We start from the raw sequence: 15,289 nt of genomic DNA on the forward strand, positions 1-15,289 counted from the left end.
CCGTCACACCTCGTCGGAACCGGTACCGAAACCGGTTTCAGGAGGCGGCGGAAGGAAGTTCGGCATGCGTGTCACGATCGCAGAGGTCGCCCAACGCGCCCAGGTGTCCAAAGCGACCGTGTCACGTGTGCTGAACGGTAAGCCGGACGTGGACGCCTCTACCGCGCAACGAGTTCGCAAGGTCATCGACGAGATCGGCTACGTGCCGAGCGCCCGTGCCGTGGGTCTGGCGCGGGGTCGCACGAGGACTGTCGCCATGCTCGCGCCGTCGCTCACCTGGCCGTGGATGGGCGAGGTGCTGCAGGGCATCGTCGACACGCTCGAAGCCGACGGCTACGGCCTCCTGCTCTACACGCTGAACCGCGGACCCGAGTCGCTGAACCAGTTCGCGAACCACGTGTCCGCCAACGCTTTCGACGGCCTGCTGGTCGTCGAGCCCCCGGACGCCCTGCACTACATCTCCACGCTCTACCGGGCGGGCCTGCCGGTCGTCATGATCGACGACCGCGGCTCGCACCCGGAGTTCCCTTCGGTGACGACGACGAACCGGCAGGGAGGCGCGGATGTCGCGAGGCATCTCGTCGCGGCAGGCCGCCGCAGGTTCGCCGTCGTCACCGGACCACCGCACTTCGGGTGCACTCAGGCGAGGCTGGACGGGTTCCGGCTCGCTTTGGCGGAAGCGGGCCTGACGCTGCACCCGGACCTCGTGGTCGACGGCGACTTCACCACGGAAGGTGGTGAAGTCGCCGTGGACAAGCTCGTCGCGAGTGGAATCCCGTTCGACGCCGTGTTCGCGCAGAACGACCTCTCGGCGGTCGGTGTGCTGCGAGCACTGCGGGAAGCCGGCCGCGTCGTCCCCGACGACGTGTCCGTGGTCGGCTTCGACGACGTCCCGGTCGCGGGACACACCGAACCCCGGCTGACGACGATCCGCCAGCCGCTGCAGGAGATGGGTGCCGCCGCCGCGCGGATGCTGCTCTCCACGCTCGAGGGACAGCCGATGCCCGACCACCCGCTGGTGCTGCCGACCTCGTTGATCGTGCGCGAATCCGCGCCCTGACCCACCCTGCTCCACCACAACTGAAACGAACACGCCGGGTCTGCCAAAGGCCTGGCGAGTTCGCCGTACGCATGAGAGAGCGCTCTCATGCTCCGTCGTATCGGGAGATTCCCCCATGCGCAGAACAGTCATCGTCGCGCTAGCACTGGCGCTCGCGGCGACCGGTTGCTCCTCTGGTGGCGCCACCAAGGCTGCCGGAGTGCTGACCGTGGGCATGCCCAACGGGCCGCTGACCGAGAACCACAACCCGTTCCTGCCCACGTCGGCGGCGGGGTCGCTCGGCTACCGCTACCAGATCTACGAGCCGCTCGCGTTCGTGAACAACACGCGCCCGGCTCAGGACCCGGTGCCGTGGCTCGCCACCAAGTGGGACTGGACGCCCGACTACAAGAAGGTCACCTTCACGATCCGGGAGAACGTGAAGTGGTCCGACGGCAAGCCGCTCACGGCCGCTGACGTCGCCTTCTCGTACGAGATCCTGAAGAAGTGGCCGGCGCTCAACAACCGCGACTCGCTCAAGGTCGAGACCGCCACGGCGACCTCGGACGGCAAGGTCGAGGTGTCGTTCGCGAGCCCGCAGTTCGTGAACCGCAACAAGGTCATCTCCGCGATGGTGATTCCGCAGCACGTCTGGAGCACCGTCCCCGACCCGACGACCTACACGAACCCGAAGCCCGTCGGCACCGGTCCGTACGAGCTGAAGTCGTTCACCTCGCAGACCGTCACGATCGCGCGGCGCGCCGAGTACTGGCAGGAACTCCCCAAGGTTCCGGAGATCCAGTACACCTCGTACAACGACAACACGGCGCAGACCACCGCGCTGGCGTCGGGCGCGAGCCAGTGGTCCTACGTCTTCATCCCGGACTACCAGAAGCTCTACGTCGACAAGGACCCGGCGAACCACAAGCTCTGGTTCCCGGCCGGTCTCGGCATCCACGGTCTGTGGCTGAACACGACGGTCGCGCCGTTCGACAACGCCGCGCTGCGCTCCGCGATGAGCGACGTGATCGACCGCGAGGCGATCTTCGTCAAGGGTGAGGCCAAGCTCTTCCCGAAGCTCGAGTCGAAGACCGGCATGCCGTTGCCCGCCGGTGACTCGTTCCTCGCGCCGGAGTACAAGGACGCGAAGTTCAAGATCGACGTCGACGGGGCGAAGCAGAAGCTCACCGCCGCCGGCTTCAAGCTCGAGGGCGACGTGCTCAAGGCTCCGGACGGCAAGGCCGTCACCATCGAGCTCACGAACCCGTCCGGCTGGTCCGACTACCTGACGGTGCTCGACATCATCAAGGGCGACCTGAAGAAGATCGGCATCGAGGCGACCGTGCGCACGCAGACCGCGGACGCGTGGACGACCGACTTCGCCAACGGCGCGTTCCAGGGCTCGCTGCGCTGGACCAACACCGGCGCGACGCCGTACGAGATGTACCAGAACATCATGGACGGCGCGGAGATCAAGCCGGCCGGGCAGACCGCGGCGGTGAACTTCGGGCGCTACAACAACCCCGAGGCGACCACCGCGCTGGCCGAGTACGCGAACGCGGCGGACGACGCGGCGCGGGCCAAGGCCCTCGCGGTGCTGCAGAAGATCATGGTCGAACAGGTGCCGATGATCCCGACCTCCGCCGGCCCGATCGGTGCGGAGTACAGCACGAAGAACTGGGTCGGCTGGCCTTCCGAGGAGGACCCGTACGGTCCGCCGCAGGCCACCCTGCCCAACGCCCTGCAGATCGTCATGAAGCTGAAGCCCGCGGGATCTTAAATGAATGAAGTCGCGCTTGAAGCGAAGGGTCTGGTCAAGACCTACAAGCGCGTGCGCGCGGTGCAGGACGTTTCCATCGTCCTGCGCCGCGGGCGCGTGACCGCCCTCGTCGGCGAATCCGGATCGGGCAAGTCGACGGTGGCGAAGCTGCTCGCGCGGCTCGTGGAACCCACCTCCGGCGAGATCCTGCTGGACGGCGAGAAGGTGCGAAGGGTCCGGGAGTACCGGCGCAAGGTCCAGATGGTGTTCCAGGACCCCTTCGCGTCCCTCAACCCCATCCACACGATCCGCTACCACCTGACCCGGCCGCTGAAGATCCACAAGCGGTCGGAGACGGTGGAGGAGCTGCTGGAACGGGTGAACCTGCCCACCGACTTCGCCTCGCGGTACCCGCACGAGCTGTCGGGCGGTCAGCGGCAGCGCGTCGCGATCGCACGGGCGCTCGCGGCCAACCCCGAGGTGCTGCTCGCCGACGAACCGGTGTCCATGTTGGACGTCTCCATCCGGCTCGGCGTGCTGAACCTGTTGCTGGACCTGAAGGAACGGCTCAAGCTCGCGGTCCTCTACATCACGCACGACATCGCGTCGGCGCGCTACTTCGCGGACGAGACGTTCGTGATGTACGGCGGGCAGATCGTCGAGGGCGGCGAGAGCGAGTCCGTGACGCAGCGGCCCGCCCACCCGTACACGCAGCTGCTGATCGAGTCCGCGCCCGACCCGGAACGGTCGGTGCTCGCGCTGGACGCGCCGCTGGAGGAGGTCGCGCAGATCTCCACCGGCTGCCAGTTCGCGGCGCGCTGCCCGAAGGTGCAGGAGCGGTGCTGGACGCAGGCACCACCGCGCACCGAGGTCGACTCCTACGGGCACTGGGCGGCCTGCTGGTTGTACGCGGAGGCGGCGGCATGACCTTCCTGCTACGTCGTGCGCTGTTCTACTTGGTCACCCTGTGGGCGGCGATCACGGCGAACTTCCTGCTGCCGCGCTTCCTGCCCGGCGACCCGGTGCAGGCGATGATCACCAAGCTCGGCGGGCGGCTGAACAGCGACGCGATGGCGTCGCTGTACATCCTCTTCGGGCTGGACGACGACAAGTCGATCTGGGAGCAGTACGTCGACTACTGGGGTTCCCTGCTGCAGGGCGATCTCGGGCTGTCGTTCACGTTCTTCCCGACCCCGGTCGCCGACGTGCTCTCGCAGTCGATGCCGTGGACGCTCGGGCTGGTCGGTGTCACCACGGTCATCGCGTTCCTGCTCGGCACCCTGCTGGGCGTCTACGCGGGGTGGAAGCGCGGGTCGTGGATGGACAACCTGATCCCGATCACGACGTTCCTGTCGTCGATCCCGTACTTCTGGCTCGGGCTGATCGCGATCTCGCTGTTCTCCGTGACCTGGCCGCTGCTCCCGGCGTCCGGCGGCTACGCGCCGGGGCTGGTGCCGGAGTTCTCCGGCGAGTTCATCGGCAGCATGCTGGAGCACGCGGTGCTGCCCGGCGTCACGATCATCGTGAGCTCGGTGGCCGGCTGGATCCTGGGCATGCGCAACATGATGGTGACCGTGACGGCGGAGGACTACGTGCTCGTCGCACGGGCCAAGGGACTCACCCAGAAGCGGATCATGTTCGCCTACGCCGCGCGCAACGCCGTGCTGCCGTCGATCTCCGGTTTCGCGCTGTCGCTGGGTTTCATCGTCGGCGGCGCCCTGCTGGTCGAGATGGTGTTCTCCTACCCGGGCCTCGGTTACGTGCTGTTCCAGGGCATCGGCGCGAAGGACTACCCGTTGATGCAGGGAGTGTTCCTGGTGATCACACTGGCGGTGCTGGTGGCGAACCTGCTCGCGGACATCGGCTACCTGCTGCTGGACCCGCGCACGCGGCGGGAGGGCTGAGACTCCGATGAACTTCAAGACCAAGCTGGGCCTCGGCATTCTGGCCTTCTTCACGCTGATCGCGGTGATCGGCGAGTGGATCGCGCCCTACGACCCGTCCGCGATGAGCGACGACCTGCTGTCGCCGCCGTCGGGCGCGCACTGGTTCGGCACGACCATGACCGGGCAGGACATCTTCTCGCAGGTGCTCGTGGGCACCAGGGGAGTGATGGTCGTCGGGCTGGTCTGCGGTGTGCTGGCGACGTTCCTGTCGATCCTGGTCGGGGTGACCGCCGGGTTCCTCGGCGGCGCGGCCGACGAGGCGTTGTCCATGCTGTCCAACGTCTTCCTGGTGATCCCGGCGCTGCCGCTGATCATCATCGTGGCCTCGATGCTGCCGTCGGCGGACACCGTCCTGATCGCCGGGGTGATCAGCCTGACGGCGTGGGCGTGGGGCGCCCGGATCCTGCGGGCCCAGACGATGTCGTTGCGGCGCAGGGACTTCGTGGAGGCCGCGCGGGCGTCCGGTGAACGGACCTGGCGCATCATCGTGTTCGAGGTGCTGCCCAACCTGCTGGCCGTCATCGGTTCCGGCTTCGTCGGCACGGTGATCTTCGCGGTCATGCTGCAGATCACCCTGTCGTTCGTCGGCGTGATCTCGCTGTCGACCTGGAACTGGGGCACGATCCTGTTCTGGGCGCAGAGCAACCAGGCGCTCGGCCTGGGCGCGTGGTGGTGGTTCGTCCCCGCCGGGCTGTGCATCGCGTTGCTGGGCACGGCACTGGCTCTGATCAACTTCGGGATCGACGAGTACGCGAATCCCCGCCTGCGGAAGGTGCGCGCATGAGCCCGGTGCTGGAGATCCGCGATCTTTCGGTCGACTACGGCAACCTGCGAGCCGTGCACAACGTCTCGCTGACGCTGAACGCGGGCGAGGTGCTCGGGCTCGCGGGGGAGAGCGGCAGCGGCAAGTCCACTTTGGCCTACGCCGCCACCCGGCTGCTCCAGGTGCCGGGCAAGGTGCCGTCCGGCGAGGTGCTGTTCAAGGGCCAGGACCTGCTGTCGCTCACCGACAAGCAGTTGCAGGTGCTGCGCTGGAACGAGATCGCGATCGTGTTCCAGGGCGCGATGAACGCCCTGAACCCGGTCATCTCGGTCGGCACGCAGATCGACGACGTGCTGCGCACGCACCGGCCGCAGATGAAGCGCCCGGAACGGACCGCGCGCGGCCGTGAGCTGCTGTCGCTGGTCGGCATCCCGGTCGACCGGCTGGGCTCGTACCCGCACCAGCTCTCCGGCGGCATGCGGCAGCGCGTGATGATCGCGATGGCGCTCGCGCTGGAACCCGAGATCGTGATCATGGACGAGCCGACGACCGCGCTGGACGTGGTGGTGCAGCGGCAGATCCTCGGTCAGATGATGCGGCTGCGCGAGACGCTCGGCTTCTCGGTCATCTTCATCACCCACGACATCTCGTTGCTGGTCGAGTTCTCGGACCGCATCGCGATCATGTACGGCGGGCGGGTGGTCGAGGAGGCGCCGGCGGGCGAGATCTACCGCGCCGCCAAGCACCCGTACAGCCAGGGCCTGCTGGGGTCGTTCCCGGCGTTGCGCGGTCCACGTCGTGAGCTGAAGGGCATTCCGGGTTCGCCGCCGGACCTGCGGTCGATGCCGTCTGGCTGCCCGTTCCACCCGCGCTGCCCTTCCGCGATGGACGTCTGCGGTGAGCGGATGCCGTCGTTGGAGACCGTCGAGGAACGCCGTCGTGTGGCGTGCTGGCTGGAGGGCGTCCATGTCTGACATCACCTCGGGCCTGCCCGCGGACTTCTTCTGGGGCGTCGCGACGTCGGCGTACCAGATCGAGGGCGCGTACGACGAGGACGGCCGGACACTGTCCATTTGGGACACCTTCGCCCGCCGCCCCGGTGCTGTCTTCAACGGCGAGAACGGTGACGTGGCCTGCGACCACTACCACCGCATGCCGTCCGACGTGGCGATGATCGCGCGGCTGGGCGTGGACAAGTACCGCTTCTCCGTGTCGTGGCCGCGCATCCAGCCCGGTGGCCGCGGTCCGGTGAACGCCAAGGGCGTCGACTTCTACTCCCGGCTCGTGGACGAGCTGCTGGAGAAGGGCGTCGATCCGTGGCTGACGCTCTACCACTGGGACCTGCCGCAGGAACTGGAGGACGCGGGCGGCTGGCCGCACCGCGACACGGCCTACCGCTTCGCCGAGTTCGCGGGCCTGGTGCACGACGCGCTGGGTGACCGCGTGCCGACGTGGACGACGCTGAACGAGCCGTGGTGCTCGGCGATGCTCGGCTACGACACCGGCAGGCACGCGCCGGGCCGCACGAACTTCGCCGAGGCCATGCGCGCGACCCACCACCTGCTGCTGGCGCACGGTCTTGCGGCGCAGGAGTTGAGGACGCGCGGCGTGGCGTCGTTGGGCATCACGCTGAACATGGGCACCCACACGGCCGCCTCGGACGACCCGCGCGACGTGGATGCGGCCCGTCGTGCGGACGGCCTGGGCACGCGGATCTACATGGATCCGTTGGTGCACGGGCGATATCCGGAGGACGTGCTGGTCGACATCGCCGCACGCGGTGCCGAGATCCCGGTCCGCCCCGGCGACCTGGAGATCATCTCGACGCCGCTGGACGTCTTCGGCGTGAACTACTACACCTCGCACGTCCACAAGGCGACCGACGACCCGGCCGTGTCCGAGGTGGTGCCGCAGGGCCGTCCGGTCACGGCGATGGACTGGGAGATCGTTCCCGAGGGCTTCACGGCGCTGCTGGTCCGCCTGCACCAGGACTACGGCGTGCCGATGGTGATCACCGAGAACGGCGCGGCCTTCGACGACCTCGACGTCGAGGACGGCTACGTCGCCGACACCGACCGCGTCGAGTACCTGAAGTCGCACATCGGCGCCGTGGCGGAGGCCGTGCGCGCAGGTGCGGACGTGCGCGGCTACCTCGCGTGGTCGCTCATGGACAACTTCGAGTGGGGCTACGGCTATGCCAAGCGGTTCGGCATCGTCCGCGTCGACTACGAGACGCAGGAGCGCACTTTGAAGCAGAGCGCGCAGTGGTTCCGCGACCTGATCACCCGATCACGGACGTAATCCCAGCTCAACCCAGTCTCCGGCCCGGTCGTTGTGGAATCTCTGCGCCCCCACAGCGACCGGGCCGGTTCCATGTCGCGGCTTGAACACCGATCCAGCGGCGTAGATCACGTCCGAATGCACTAGCTAAGGCATACCTTAGTTAAGTTAGGGTTACTTTACGCCAAGGAGTGCCAGGAGAGGATCGCGATGGAACCGGTGTTAGACCTGGCCGGAATAGGCTTCGGGCCGTCCAACCTCGCTCTCGCGATCGCGGTGGAGGAACACGAGCTGCCGGTCAGGGCTCGCTTCTTCGAGAGGCAGCAGCGGTTCGGCTGGCACCGGGGGATGCTCCTCGAGGACGCCACCATGCAGGTGTCCTTCCTCAAGGATCTTGTCACGCTGCGCAATCCCACCAGCGAGTTCAGCTTCCTGTGCTACCTGCGCGACCGCGGTCGGTTGATCGACTTCGTCAACCACAAGAACCTCTTCCCGCTGCGCAAGGAGTTCCACGACTACTTCGAGTGGGCCGCCGAACGGGTCGGGCACCACGTCTCCTACGGCGCCGAGGTCTCGCAGGTGCGGACCTGTGCCGAGGGCTTCGAGTTCGCCGTCGGCGACCAGCAGGTCAGGGCCCGCAACCTGGTGCTCGCGACCGGTCTCGAGGCCAACCTGCCGGACGGCGTCGAGACGAGCGACCGGATCTGGCACAACAAGGACCTGCTCACCCGCGTCGACACCCTGAAGGACCCGCGCCAGGTCGTCGTGGTCGGCGCCGGCCAGAGCGCGGCCGAGGCGGTGGCGTTCTTCCACGACCGCTTCCCGCGGGCCGAGGTGCACGGCGTCTTCGCGCGGTACGGCTACAGCCCCGCCGACGACAGCTCGTTCGCGAACCGGATCTTCGACCCCGCCGCGGTGGACGACTTCTACTCCGCGCCGGAGGAGGTCAAGCAGAAGCTGATGGGCTACCACGCCAACACGAACTACGGCGTGGTCGACGGCGACCTGATCGAGGAGCTGTACCGGCGGGTGTACCGGGAGAAGGTCGTTGGCCGGCAGAAGTTGCTGCTGCACAACACCTCCAAGCTCACCGACGTGACCGCCGACGGCAAGTGCGTGGTCGAGTCGCTCGCCGACGGCGGCCGGTTGCCGATCGACGCCGACGTGATCGTCTACGCGACGGGCTACCGTCCGGCGAACCCGGTGAAGCTGCTCGGCGACCTCGCCGGCCACTGCGAGCGCGACGAGCGCGGCCGGTTGAAGGTGACCCGCGACTACCGCGTCGTCACGGACGACGGCCTGCGCGGCGGCATCTACCTGCAGGGCGGCACCGAACACACGCACGGCATCACGTCGTCGCTGCTGTCGAACACGGCGGTGCGCGTCGGCGAGATCCTCGACTCGGTGCTGCGCCGGGTGGCCCAGCAGCAGGCAGAACCGAAGCTCCAGGCAGTCAAGTAGTTCCATCCAGGAAGGACCCGTCATGACCAACCCGTTCGAGGACCCGGAAGGCCGTTTCTTCGTGCTGGTCAACGAAGAGCAGCAGCACTCGCTGTGGCCGGTGTTCGCGGAGGTGCCCGCCGGGTGGACCAAGGTCTTCGGCGAGGAGAGCCGCGAGGCGTGCCTGGCCTACGTCGAGGAGAACTGGACGGACCTCAGGCCTGCGTCTATCCGCTGACGTACTCCTCGAACGTTCGCTCGCCCACCGCGCGGCCGGGAGCCAGGTTCCCGCCCGCGCGGTAGGCGCGATACGTCGCTCCGGGCACCTTCAACGGCAAGAGCCTGCGCTGCTTTCCTGTTGCGGCCAGGTACATCCGCGCGAAGTCGACGGCTTCGCGGATCTCCGGCCCGCCGAACTCCGGTGCCTTGCCTGCGGGCGGCGCCTGGGCCAGCGAGGCCAGTTCCAGGCCGACCTCGGCCTCGTCGACCGGCTGGAAGCGGAACCCCGGCACGACCATCAGCGGTAGCTTCGACGCGCCGTCGAACATCTTGCGCAGCAACGAGTGGAACTGCGTGGCCCGCAGGATCGTGTGCGGCACACCGGAATCGATGATCACCCGCTCGGCGGCGAGCTTCTGCCGGTAGTAGGGGAGTGGCACCTCGTGGCAGCCGACGATCGAGATGTACACCAGGTGCGCGGGCTTCGCGGCCAGCACCGCCCGCGCCATCTGCACCTCGTGCCGGAACGACGTCGCGCAGTGCACCACCACGTCCGCGCGCAGAGCGTTCAACCCCGTGCCGCGCAACAGATCCGTTCCGGTGGACCGGGAAACGGAGTGAGCCCCCGGCAACGCGGCGACGACGTGCTTGCCCAGCGAACCACTGCCACCCGTGACGACGAAGGTCATGCCGTCACTCTGGCACGGTGGTAGTACGCCAGCACGATGGTGCCGGACACCGCGACGACCGCGCTGATCACCAGACCGGCCTGCGTCAGCGCGCTCATGCCGGTGCCCTCGCCGAGCAGCTTGATGCCGATCCACGCGGCGACGATCGGGTTCACGACGGTCTGCCCGGCCACGACGAGATCCGGCGGCCCGGCGGCGTACCCGAGCTGGATGAACCACGCCCCGGTCAGGAAGGCGACGACCAGCCCGCCGAGCGAGAGCCACTCGATCACCGGCAGCGTGGTCGTGACGTCCCTGACCAGCACGGCGACCAGTCCGTACGCGATCCCGGCGCCCACGGCGAGTGCCAGCGCCCGCACGGCGTCCGCGGTGAACGTCGCCGCCACGACGCACACCAGCACACCCGCGACGACCAGTTGCCCGGCCTGCAGCGCCACCTTCGGCGACACCTCGGTCGGCACCGCCGCGCCCGCCGTGATGGACACGAACACCACGATCCCGGCCGTCGTCACCAGCACCGCCACGGCGAGCAGTCCGGTCAGCCGCCGCGCCCGCGTCACCGCGATGATCGGGATGGCCAGCGCGTTCAGCGGCGCGACCACCGACACCGGGGCCAGTGCCAGCGCGACGATCTGCAGAACAGCGCACGCGAAGAGCACCAGGAACCCGTAGACCCAGCGGCGTGACCGCACGAGCTGGAGCGCCGAGGTCAGCTTCAGATTGGTCGTCTCCCGCACCCCGGCGTGCTGCCACATCGCACCGAGCGCGCTGCACCCGGCCGCGAGCACCGCGCACAGAATCGCGACCCCGACCACCTGGTGAATGCTACGCCGCCACTGCTATGGTTCATTACATGAGTAACGAACCAAGGAACTAACCCATGTTCGACGACCGGAGCCCGATCTACCGGCAGATCGCCGACCGGATCAAGGCGGACGTGCTCAGCGGGGCGTTGAAGGCGGACGAGCAGGTCATGTCGACCAACCAGTACGCCGCCTACTACCGGATCAACCCGGCGACGGCCGCGAAGGCCTTTCAGCAGCTCGTGGACGAGCAGGTGCTCTACAAGAAGAGGGGGATCGGGATGTTCGTGAGCACGATGGCTCGCGACATGCTGCGGGCACAGGGGCGGGAGAGCTTCTTCGGCGAGGTCGTGGACCCGATGGTCGCGGAGGCGCGCGCCATCGGCATCCCGCTCGCCGAGGTCATCCGCCGGATCGAACAGCACGAGAACAACGGGGGCGTGTGATGCGGGTCGACGTGCAGGGCCTATCAGTGCGCTACGGCAACATGGCGGCCGTCGACGACATGAGCTTCTCGTTGTCCGGCAACAAGATCTACGGACTGCTCGGCCGCAACGGCTCCGGCAAGACCAGCCTGATGTCGGCGCTCGCCGGCTACCGCAAGGCTTCAGGATCCGTTCAGCTCGACGGCCTGCCGGTCTTCGAGAACGCCGCCGCGATGCGTCAGGTGTGCCTGGTCCGGCACTCCGCCGACGCCGCGGACAAGGGCGACAAGGTCTCGCACGTCCTGGAGTACGGCGCGGCCTGGCGTGACACGTGGGACAACGCGTACGCGCTGGAGCTCACCGAGCTGTTCGGGATCGGCCTGAAGACCAAGGTCGGCGCACTGTCGTTGGGCAAGCGGTCCGCGCTCGGCGTCGTGATCGGGCTCGCCAGCCGCTCACCGCTGACGATGCTGGACGAGTCGCACCTCGGCATGGACACGCCGACCCGCTACGCGTTCTACGACTCGCTGCTCAACGACTTCATGGAGCACCCGCGCACGATCATCATCTCCACCCATCTCATCGAGGAACTCGCGTCGCTGCTGGAGGAGGTCCTGATCATCGACAGCGGCCGGCTGGTGCTGCAGGAGGAGGCCGACGTGCTGCGCTCGCGCGGTACCGAGGTCACCGGGAACGCCTCCGACGTCGACGAGTTCACCGCGGCGTTGACCGTGCTCAGCGAGAAGTCGCTGGGGCGCACCAAGGCCGCGATGGTCTACGGCGCACTGGACGACGACCAGCTGATCCGCGCCCGCGGGCTCGGCCTGGAGCTCGGCCCGATCGCGTTGCAGGACATGTTCGTCCACCTCACCGACCCGGTCGGAGGCAAGCGGTGAAGATCTTCCGGCACCTGACGACCTCGGTCGGCGTGTTCTGCCTGCTGATCGCGGCCGGGGCCTTCGCGCTGGCCGTCGTGACGCCGTTCGCGGTCGACGCCTTCACCCGCGTCGAGCTCAGCGCGTGGAACGTGGTGATGTCGCAGATCGCGCGCTGGTTCCTGTTCTGGGTGGGCATCTACCTGATCCACAACCTGCTGCCGATCGCCGTCGCGCACGGCCGCACGCGCCGGGAGTTCCTGGCCGGAGCTTCCGCGTTCGCCTTCGCGCTCGCGCTCGGGATGGCGGTGTTCGGCTGGCTCGGGTTCCTCGTCGAGGGCGGGATCTACTCGTTGATGGACTGGCAGTCCGACGAGCACGCCTCGCCGGTCGCGTACTTCCTGATGTTCCTGGTGTGGTCCGCGGCCGGCATGTTCTGCGCGGCGGCGTTCGACCGGTTCGGCGCGGGCGGGGTCTTCTCGATCCCGATCGTCCTGCCGCTGGTGGCCGTCACGACTGTGGGGATCCCCGGATCGGGCAACCTGCCGTTCATCCCGAACCTGCCGGTGTTGCTGGGCTCCGGGTGGCACCTGGTGTCCGTGGCGGCGTTCCTGGTCGCGCTGGCCGGGACGTGGGCGATCGCCAGGACCATGCCGGTGCGCGTGCGCACCACGTGATCAGCCGCTGTCCCGCACCACCAGGGACGGCTCGAAGACCACCGACGTGACGGGGGTGCGCGGCTCGCTGATCTGGCGAAGCAGCTGACGTGCCATCTCGGCGGCCATGTCGCTGATCGGCTGGCGGACGGTCGTGAGCTCGGGTTCGGACGTCAGCGCGGCGCTGCTGTCGTCGAACCCGACGATCGCCACGTCATCGGGAACCTTGCGGCCGCTGCGGTGCAGCACGGGGATCGCGCCGTTCGCCATCAGGTCCGAGGCGATGAACACGCCGTCGACCTCCGGGCAGCAGGCGATCAGCCGTTCCATCGCGGCCACGCCGGACTGCCGGGTGAAGTCGCCGTGCACCACCACGGCGTCCGGCACCTCGGCGAGGAACCCGGCGAGCCGGTCCTGGCCCGCCGGGGTGTCCTGCGGGCCGGTGATCGTCGCGATCCTGTTGCACTGCAACGACCTGAGCCTTCGGCCCGCCATCGCGGCGCCGGCTGTCTGGTTCACGTCGACGTACGTGATCGGCATCGGCTTGAGCGGGCGGCCTGCCAGCACGACGGGCAATCCGGCCGCGATCAGCTGACCGGGCACCGGATCCGCCGGATCGGTGTGCACGAGGATCACGCCGTCCAGCCGACCGCACCGCAGGTCGCTCATCGCCTGCTCGCGGGTGCCCGGCCCGGTCATCATCAGCACGAGGTGGATGCCGAGCGGCCGCACGACCCTGGTGACGCCGCTGACGACGCTCGCGAGGTGCGGGTCGCCGTCCATCCGGCGTTCGTCGGGCAGCAGCAGCCCGATCGCGTCCGCCCGGCGCGTGACGAGCGACCGCGCGGCGATGTTCGGCAGATAACCGGTGCTGGAGATGGCTTTCTGCACGGCGTGCCGGAGCGACTCGTCGACGCTGGAGGCGCCGTTGACCACTCTCGACGCGGTCGCGCGCGACACTCCGGCCACGCGGGCCACCTCCTCCAGCGTCACGCGCTTCACCCGGCCGCCAGTTCCGCGGTGCGGTGGCGTTCCATCAGCTTGACCACCTCGGCGGTCGGCGGGTGGGTGATCGCGGAACCGGCCGAGCGCACGACCTCCAGCGACTCGGTGAGGTGCGTGTGGACGAACTGCTTCAAGGCGTCCGGACTGGTCGAGGCGAGCTGGATCTCGGCATCCGTCGGCATGCCGGGCATGTCGTGCCCGGCGTGGTTGTTCACGTACGGCGCGTCGAGCAGCTTCCTCAGCTCGGTGAGCTCGATGGTCCGGTTCTCCTTGAGCGAGGCGGAGTCCGTCAGGTCGAGCAGTTTGAGCGCCTGCTCGTCGGTGGCGATGGCGAGCTCGACGAACGCCCGTTCCGTTGCGCCGTAACCGTTCTGGGGGGTCGAGGGTGGCGGTGGCTGCGGTGGTGGAGCCTGCTGGCAGGCCGCGAGAAGGCCTGCCAGCAGGAGAACCGTCAACCGTGGTTGCCGGCGTGGTCGCACTTGATCACCACGTTGATGCAGTTGCGGACACGGCGCTCCATCTCGGCGCGCGGCCACACGTTGAAGAAGTCACCGTGCATCGTCTGCCCTGTACCGGAAGCCAGTCGCAGTCCGGCGGTGCTTCCGCTGACCGGATACCTGAGCACCATCCGGAGTTTCGGCACGGACACGGGGTGGCTCGACGGGCAGCCGCCCGCGACCGGGTAGGACATGTGGGACTTGTGGTCGGCCGAGTCGAGGTTGCGGCCGTCCCAGCACTGCGGGAAGTCCAGGTAGGTCTCGAGCATCGTGCCCGCCGGGCAGGTCACGAAGTTCTTGGACGGGTTGACGTGCCCGGCGTGCAGGCAGGACCAGCGCGCGATGCTGTCGGCATCGCCCGTGGCCTTCGCGTTGCCCGCGACGATCTTCAACCCGTACGGCGTCGGCTGGATCGCCGCCGGGTTGTTCACGCCTTCGCCGAGGTAGTAGAAGGTGACCCCGGTCGGTGCGATCGCCGTGTTGTCGCGGTACAGCGTCGGCACCCAGTAGGACGAGATGTCCGCGGCCGGGTTGCAGTTGCCCGTCTGGCCCTCCAGCGACTGCTGGGTGGACCGGGCGTTCGTCGAGTGGTTGCCGAAGAAGTCGTGGAAGTGCGAGGCACCGGCCAGGTTCGGCAGCACGATCGGGTCGTCCGCCAGCCGGTGGCTGATCGGGCACTCCGCGAGGAACTCGGCCACGCGGACAGGTTCTCCTTGTGCCGCAACGGGAATGCTGAGAGCCGTGGCTATCAGCCCGATGACGGCGGCGATGTGGAACAAAGGCTTCCTCATTGAAGCTTTCCTCTCCGCAGCAGGATTGGGAGAGCGCTCTCACGCCTGTCGAGCATGGCGCAGCCCGTAATCGGGCGTCAATCCGCAAGTAATGTTCAGAAG

At 68.1% G+C, this 15,289-nt stretch carries 17 protein-coding genes; 12 read left to right on the forward strand and 5 right to left on the reverse strand.

The window, feature by feature from the left end; translation table 11 throughout:
• Positions 1–64 precede the first annotated feature (64 nt).
• From ACH413_RS17790 to ACH413_RS17830, 9 genes are all read left to right on the forward strand, one after another.
• Positions 65–1,060 (forward strand): LacI family DNA-binding transcriptional regulator, encoded by a 996-nt coding sequence (locus tag ACH413_RS17790; RefSeq protein WP_093604271.1) that lies wholly within the window; start codon positions 65–67, stop codon positions 1,058–1,060.
• 115 nt (positions 1,061–1,175) lie between these two features.
• Positions 1,176–2,819 (forward strand): ABC transporter substrate-binding protein, encoded by a 1,644-nt coding sequence (locus tag ACH413_RS17795; protein ID WP_360035043.1) that lies wholly within the window; start codon positions 1,176–1,178, stop codon positions 2,817–2,819.
• Entirely contained in the window at positions 2,820–3,725 is a 906-nt protein-coding gene (locus ACH413_RS17800; protein ID WP_360035041.1) for an oligopeptide/dipeptide ABC transporter ATP-binding protein, read from the forward strand.
• Positions 3,722–4,702 carry an ABC transporter permease gene (locus ACH413_RS17805; RefSeq protein WP_360035038.1) on the forward strand — a complete coding sequence of 327 codons (981 nt, stop codon included), beginning with the start codon at positions 3,722–3,724 and terminating at the stop codon, positions 4,700–4,702. The genes ACH413_RS17800 and ACH413_RS17805 overlap by 4 nt, the downstream gene beginning before the upstream one ends.
• Positions 4,703–4,709: 7 nt before the next feature.
• Complete coding sequence (locus tag ACH413_RS17810; RefSeq protein ID WP_093604263.1) at positions 4,710–5,528, forward strand: ABC transporter permease; 819 nt, start codon at positions 4,710–4,712, stop codon at positions 5,526–5,528.
• Complete coding sequence (locus ACH413_RS17815) at positions 5,525–6,481, forward strand: ABC transporter ATP-binding protein (protein WP_360035035.1); 957 nt, start codon at positions 5,525–5,527, stop codon at positions 6,479–6,481. Before ACH413_RS17810 ends, ACH413_RS17815 begins: the two co-directional genes overlap by 4 nt.
• A complete protein-coding gene (locus ACH413_RS17820; RefSeq protein WP_360035032.1) occupies positions 6,474–7,808 on the forward strand; it encodes a GH1 family beta-glucosidase in 1,335 nt (444 codons plus the stop codon). Before ACH413_RS17815 ends, ACH413_RS17820 begins: the two co-directional genes overlap by 8 nt.
• A 189-nt stretch (positions 7,809–7,997) precedes the next feature.
• The gene (locus tag ACH413_RS17825) at positions 7,998–9,248 is read left to right on the forward strand and encodes a SidA/IucD/PvdA family monooxygenase (RefSeq protein WP_360035029.1); all 1,251 of its coding nucleotides are present in this window, start codon (positions 7,998–8,000) and stop codon (positions 9,246–9,248) included.
• 22 nt (positions 9,249–9,270) lie between these two features.
• Positions 9,271–9,465 carry an MbtH family protein gene (locus ACH413_RS17830; protein WP_360035026.1) on the forward strand — a complete coding sequence of 65 codons (195 nt, stop codon included), beginning with the start codon at positions 9,271–9,273 and terminating at the stop codon, positions 9,463–9,465.
• On the opposite strand, the gene ACH413_RS17835 is transcribed toward ACH413_RS17830, so the two are convergent.
• The gene (locus tag ACH413_RS17835; protein WP_360035023.1) at positions 9,455–10,135 is read right to left on the reverse strand and encodes an SDR family oxidoreductase; all 681 of its coding nucleotides are present in this window, start codon (positions 10,133–10,135) and stop codon (positions 9,455–9,457) included. The genes ACH413_RS17830 and ACH413_RS17835 overlap by 11 nt on opposite strands.
• Positions 10,132–10,950 (reverse strand): hypothetical protein, encoded by an 819-nt coding sequence (locus tag ACH413_RS17840; RefSeq protein WP_360035020.1) that lies wholly within the window; start codon positions 10,948–10,950, stop codon positions 10,132–10,134. Before ACH413_RS17840 ends, ACH413_RS17835 begins: the two co-directional genes overlap by 4 nt.
• Before the next feature lie 65 nt (positions 10,951–11,015).
• Between ACH413_RS17840 and ACH413_RS17845 the strand changes: the two genes are divergently transcribed.
• The 3 genes from ACH413_RS17845 to ACH413_RS17855 are packed head-to-tail and all read left to right on the forward strand — an operon-like array spanning position 11,016 to position 12,915.
• Positions 11,016–11,384 carry a GntR family transcriptional regulator gene (locus ACH413_RS17845; protein ID WP_360035017.1) on the forward strand — a complete coding sequence of 123 codons (369 nt, stop codon included), beginning with the start codon at positions 11,016–11,018 and terminating at the stop codon, positions 11,382–11,384.
• Positions 11,384–12,259, forward strand: a complete 876-nt coding sequence (locus tag ACH413_RS17850; protein ID WP_360035014.1) for an ABC transporter ATP-binding protein — start codon at positions 11,384–11,386, stop codon at positions 12,257–12,259. Before ACH413_RS17845 ends, ACH413_RS17850 begins: the two co-directional genes overlap by 1 nt.
• On the forward strand, positions 12,256–12,915 hold the full coding sequence (locus tag ACH413_RS17855; protein WP_360035011.1) for a hypothetical protein: 660 nt from the start codon (positions 12,256–12,258) through the stop codon (positions 12,913–12,915). Before ACH413_RS17850 ends, ACH413_RS17855 begins: the two co-directional genes overlap by 4 nt.
• Here ACH413_RS17855 and ACH413_RS17860 read toward each other — a convergent pair whose 3' ends face one another.
• The 3 genes from ACH413_RS17860 to ACH413_RS17870 are packed head-to-tail and all read right to left on the reverse strand — an operon-like array spanning position 12,916 to position 15,187.
• Positions 12,916–13,887, reverse strand: a complete 972-nt coding sequence (locus ACH413_RS17860) for a LacI family DNA-binding transcriptional regulator (RefSeq protein ID WP_360035009.1) — start codon at positions 13,885–13,887, stop codon at positions 12,916–12,918.
• Positions 13,888–13,892: 5 nt separating this feature from the next.
• The gene (locus ACH413_RS17865) at positions 13,893–14,354 is read right to left on the reverse strand and encodes a hypothetical protein (protein ID WP_360035007.1); all 462 of its coding nucleotides are present in this window, start codon (positions 14,352–14,354) and stop codon (positions 13,893–13,895) included.
• Positions 14,351–15,187 (reverse strand): DUF1996 domain-containing protein, encoded by an 837-nt coding sequence (locus ACH413_RS17870; RefSeq protein WP_360035004.1) that lies wholly within the window; start codon positions 15,185–15,187, stop codon positions 14,351–14,353. The genes ACH413_RS17865 and ACH413_RS17870 overlap by 4 nt, the downstream gene beginning before the upstream one ends.
• Positions 15,188–15,289: the final 102 nt, after the last annotated feature.

Source organism: Lentzea sp. NPDC020367, assembly GCF_044387305.1.
Lineage (GTDB): Bacteria > Actinomycetota > Actinomycetes > Mycobacteriales > Pseudonocardiaceae > Lentzea.

Excerpts from the sequence above, each read along its gene's own strand:
- ACH413_RS17800 (WP_360035041.1), top strand. The coding sequence starts at position 2,820 with ATGAATGAAGTCGCGCTTGAAGCGAAGGGTCTGGTCAAGACCTACAAG.
- ACH413_RS17795 (WP_360035043.1), top strand. The coding sequence starts at position 1,176 with ATGCGCAGAACAGTCATCGTCGCGCTAGCACTGGCGCTCGCGGCGACC.
- ACH413_RS17805 (WP_360035038.1), top strand. The coding sequence starts at position 3,722 with ATGACCTTCCTGCTACGTCGTGCGCTGTTCTACTTGGTCACCCTGTGG.
- ACH413_RS17820 (WP_360035032.1), top strand. The coding sequence starts at position 6,474 with ATGTCTGACATCACCTCGGGCCTGCCCGCGGACTTCTTCTGGGGCGTC.
- ACH413_RS17815 (WP_360035035.1), top strand. The coding sequence starts at position 5,525 with ATGAGCCCGGTGCTGGAGATCCGCGATCTTTCGGTCGACTACGGCAAC.
- ACH413_RS17835 (WP_360035023.1), bottom strand. The coding sequence starts at position 10,135 with ATGACCTTCGTCGTCACGGGTGGCAGTGGTTCGCTGGGCAAGCACGTC.
- ACH413_RS17870 (WP_360035004.1), bottom strand. The coding sequence starts at position 15,187 with ATGAGGAAGCCTTTGTTCCACATCGCCGCCGTCATCGGGCTGATAGCC.
- ACH413_RS17825 (WP_360035029.1), top strand. The coding sequence starts at position 7,998 with ATGGAACCGGTGTTAGACCTGGCCGGAATAGGCTTCGGGCCGTCCAAC.
- ACH413_RS17850 (WP_360035014.1), top strand. The coding sequence starts at position 11,384 with ATGCGGGTCGACGTGCAGGGCCTATCAGTGCGCTACGGCAACATGGCG.
- ACH413_RS17845 (WP_360035017.1), top strand. The coding sequence starts at position 11,016 with ATGTTCGACGACCGGAGCCCGATCTACCGGCAGATCGCCGACCGGATC.
- ACH413_RS17830 (WP_360035026.1), top strand. The coding sequence starts at position 9,271 with ATGACCAACCCGTTCGAGGACCCGGAAGGCCGTTTCTTCGTGCTGGTC.
- ACH413_RS17790 (WP_093604271.1), top strand. The coding sequence starts at position 65 with ATGCGTGTCACGATCGCAGAGGTCGCCCAACGCGCCCAGGTGTCCAAA.
- ACH413_RS17810 (WP_093604263.1), top strand. The coding sequence starts at position 4,710 with ATGAACTTCAAGACCAAGCTGGGCCTCGGCATTCTGGCCTTCTTCACG.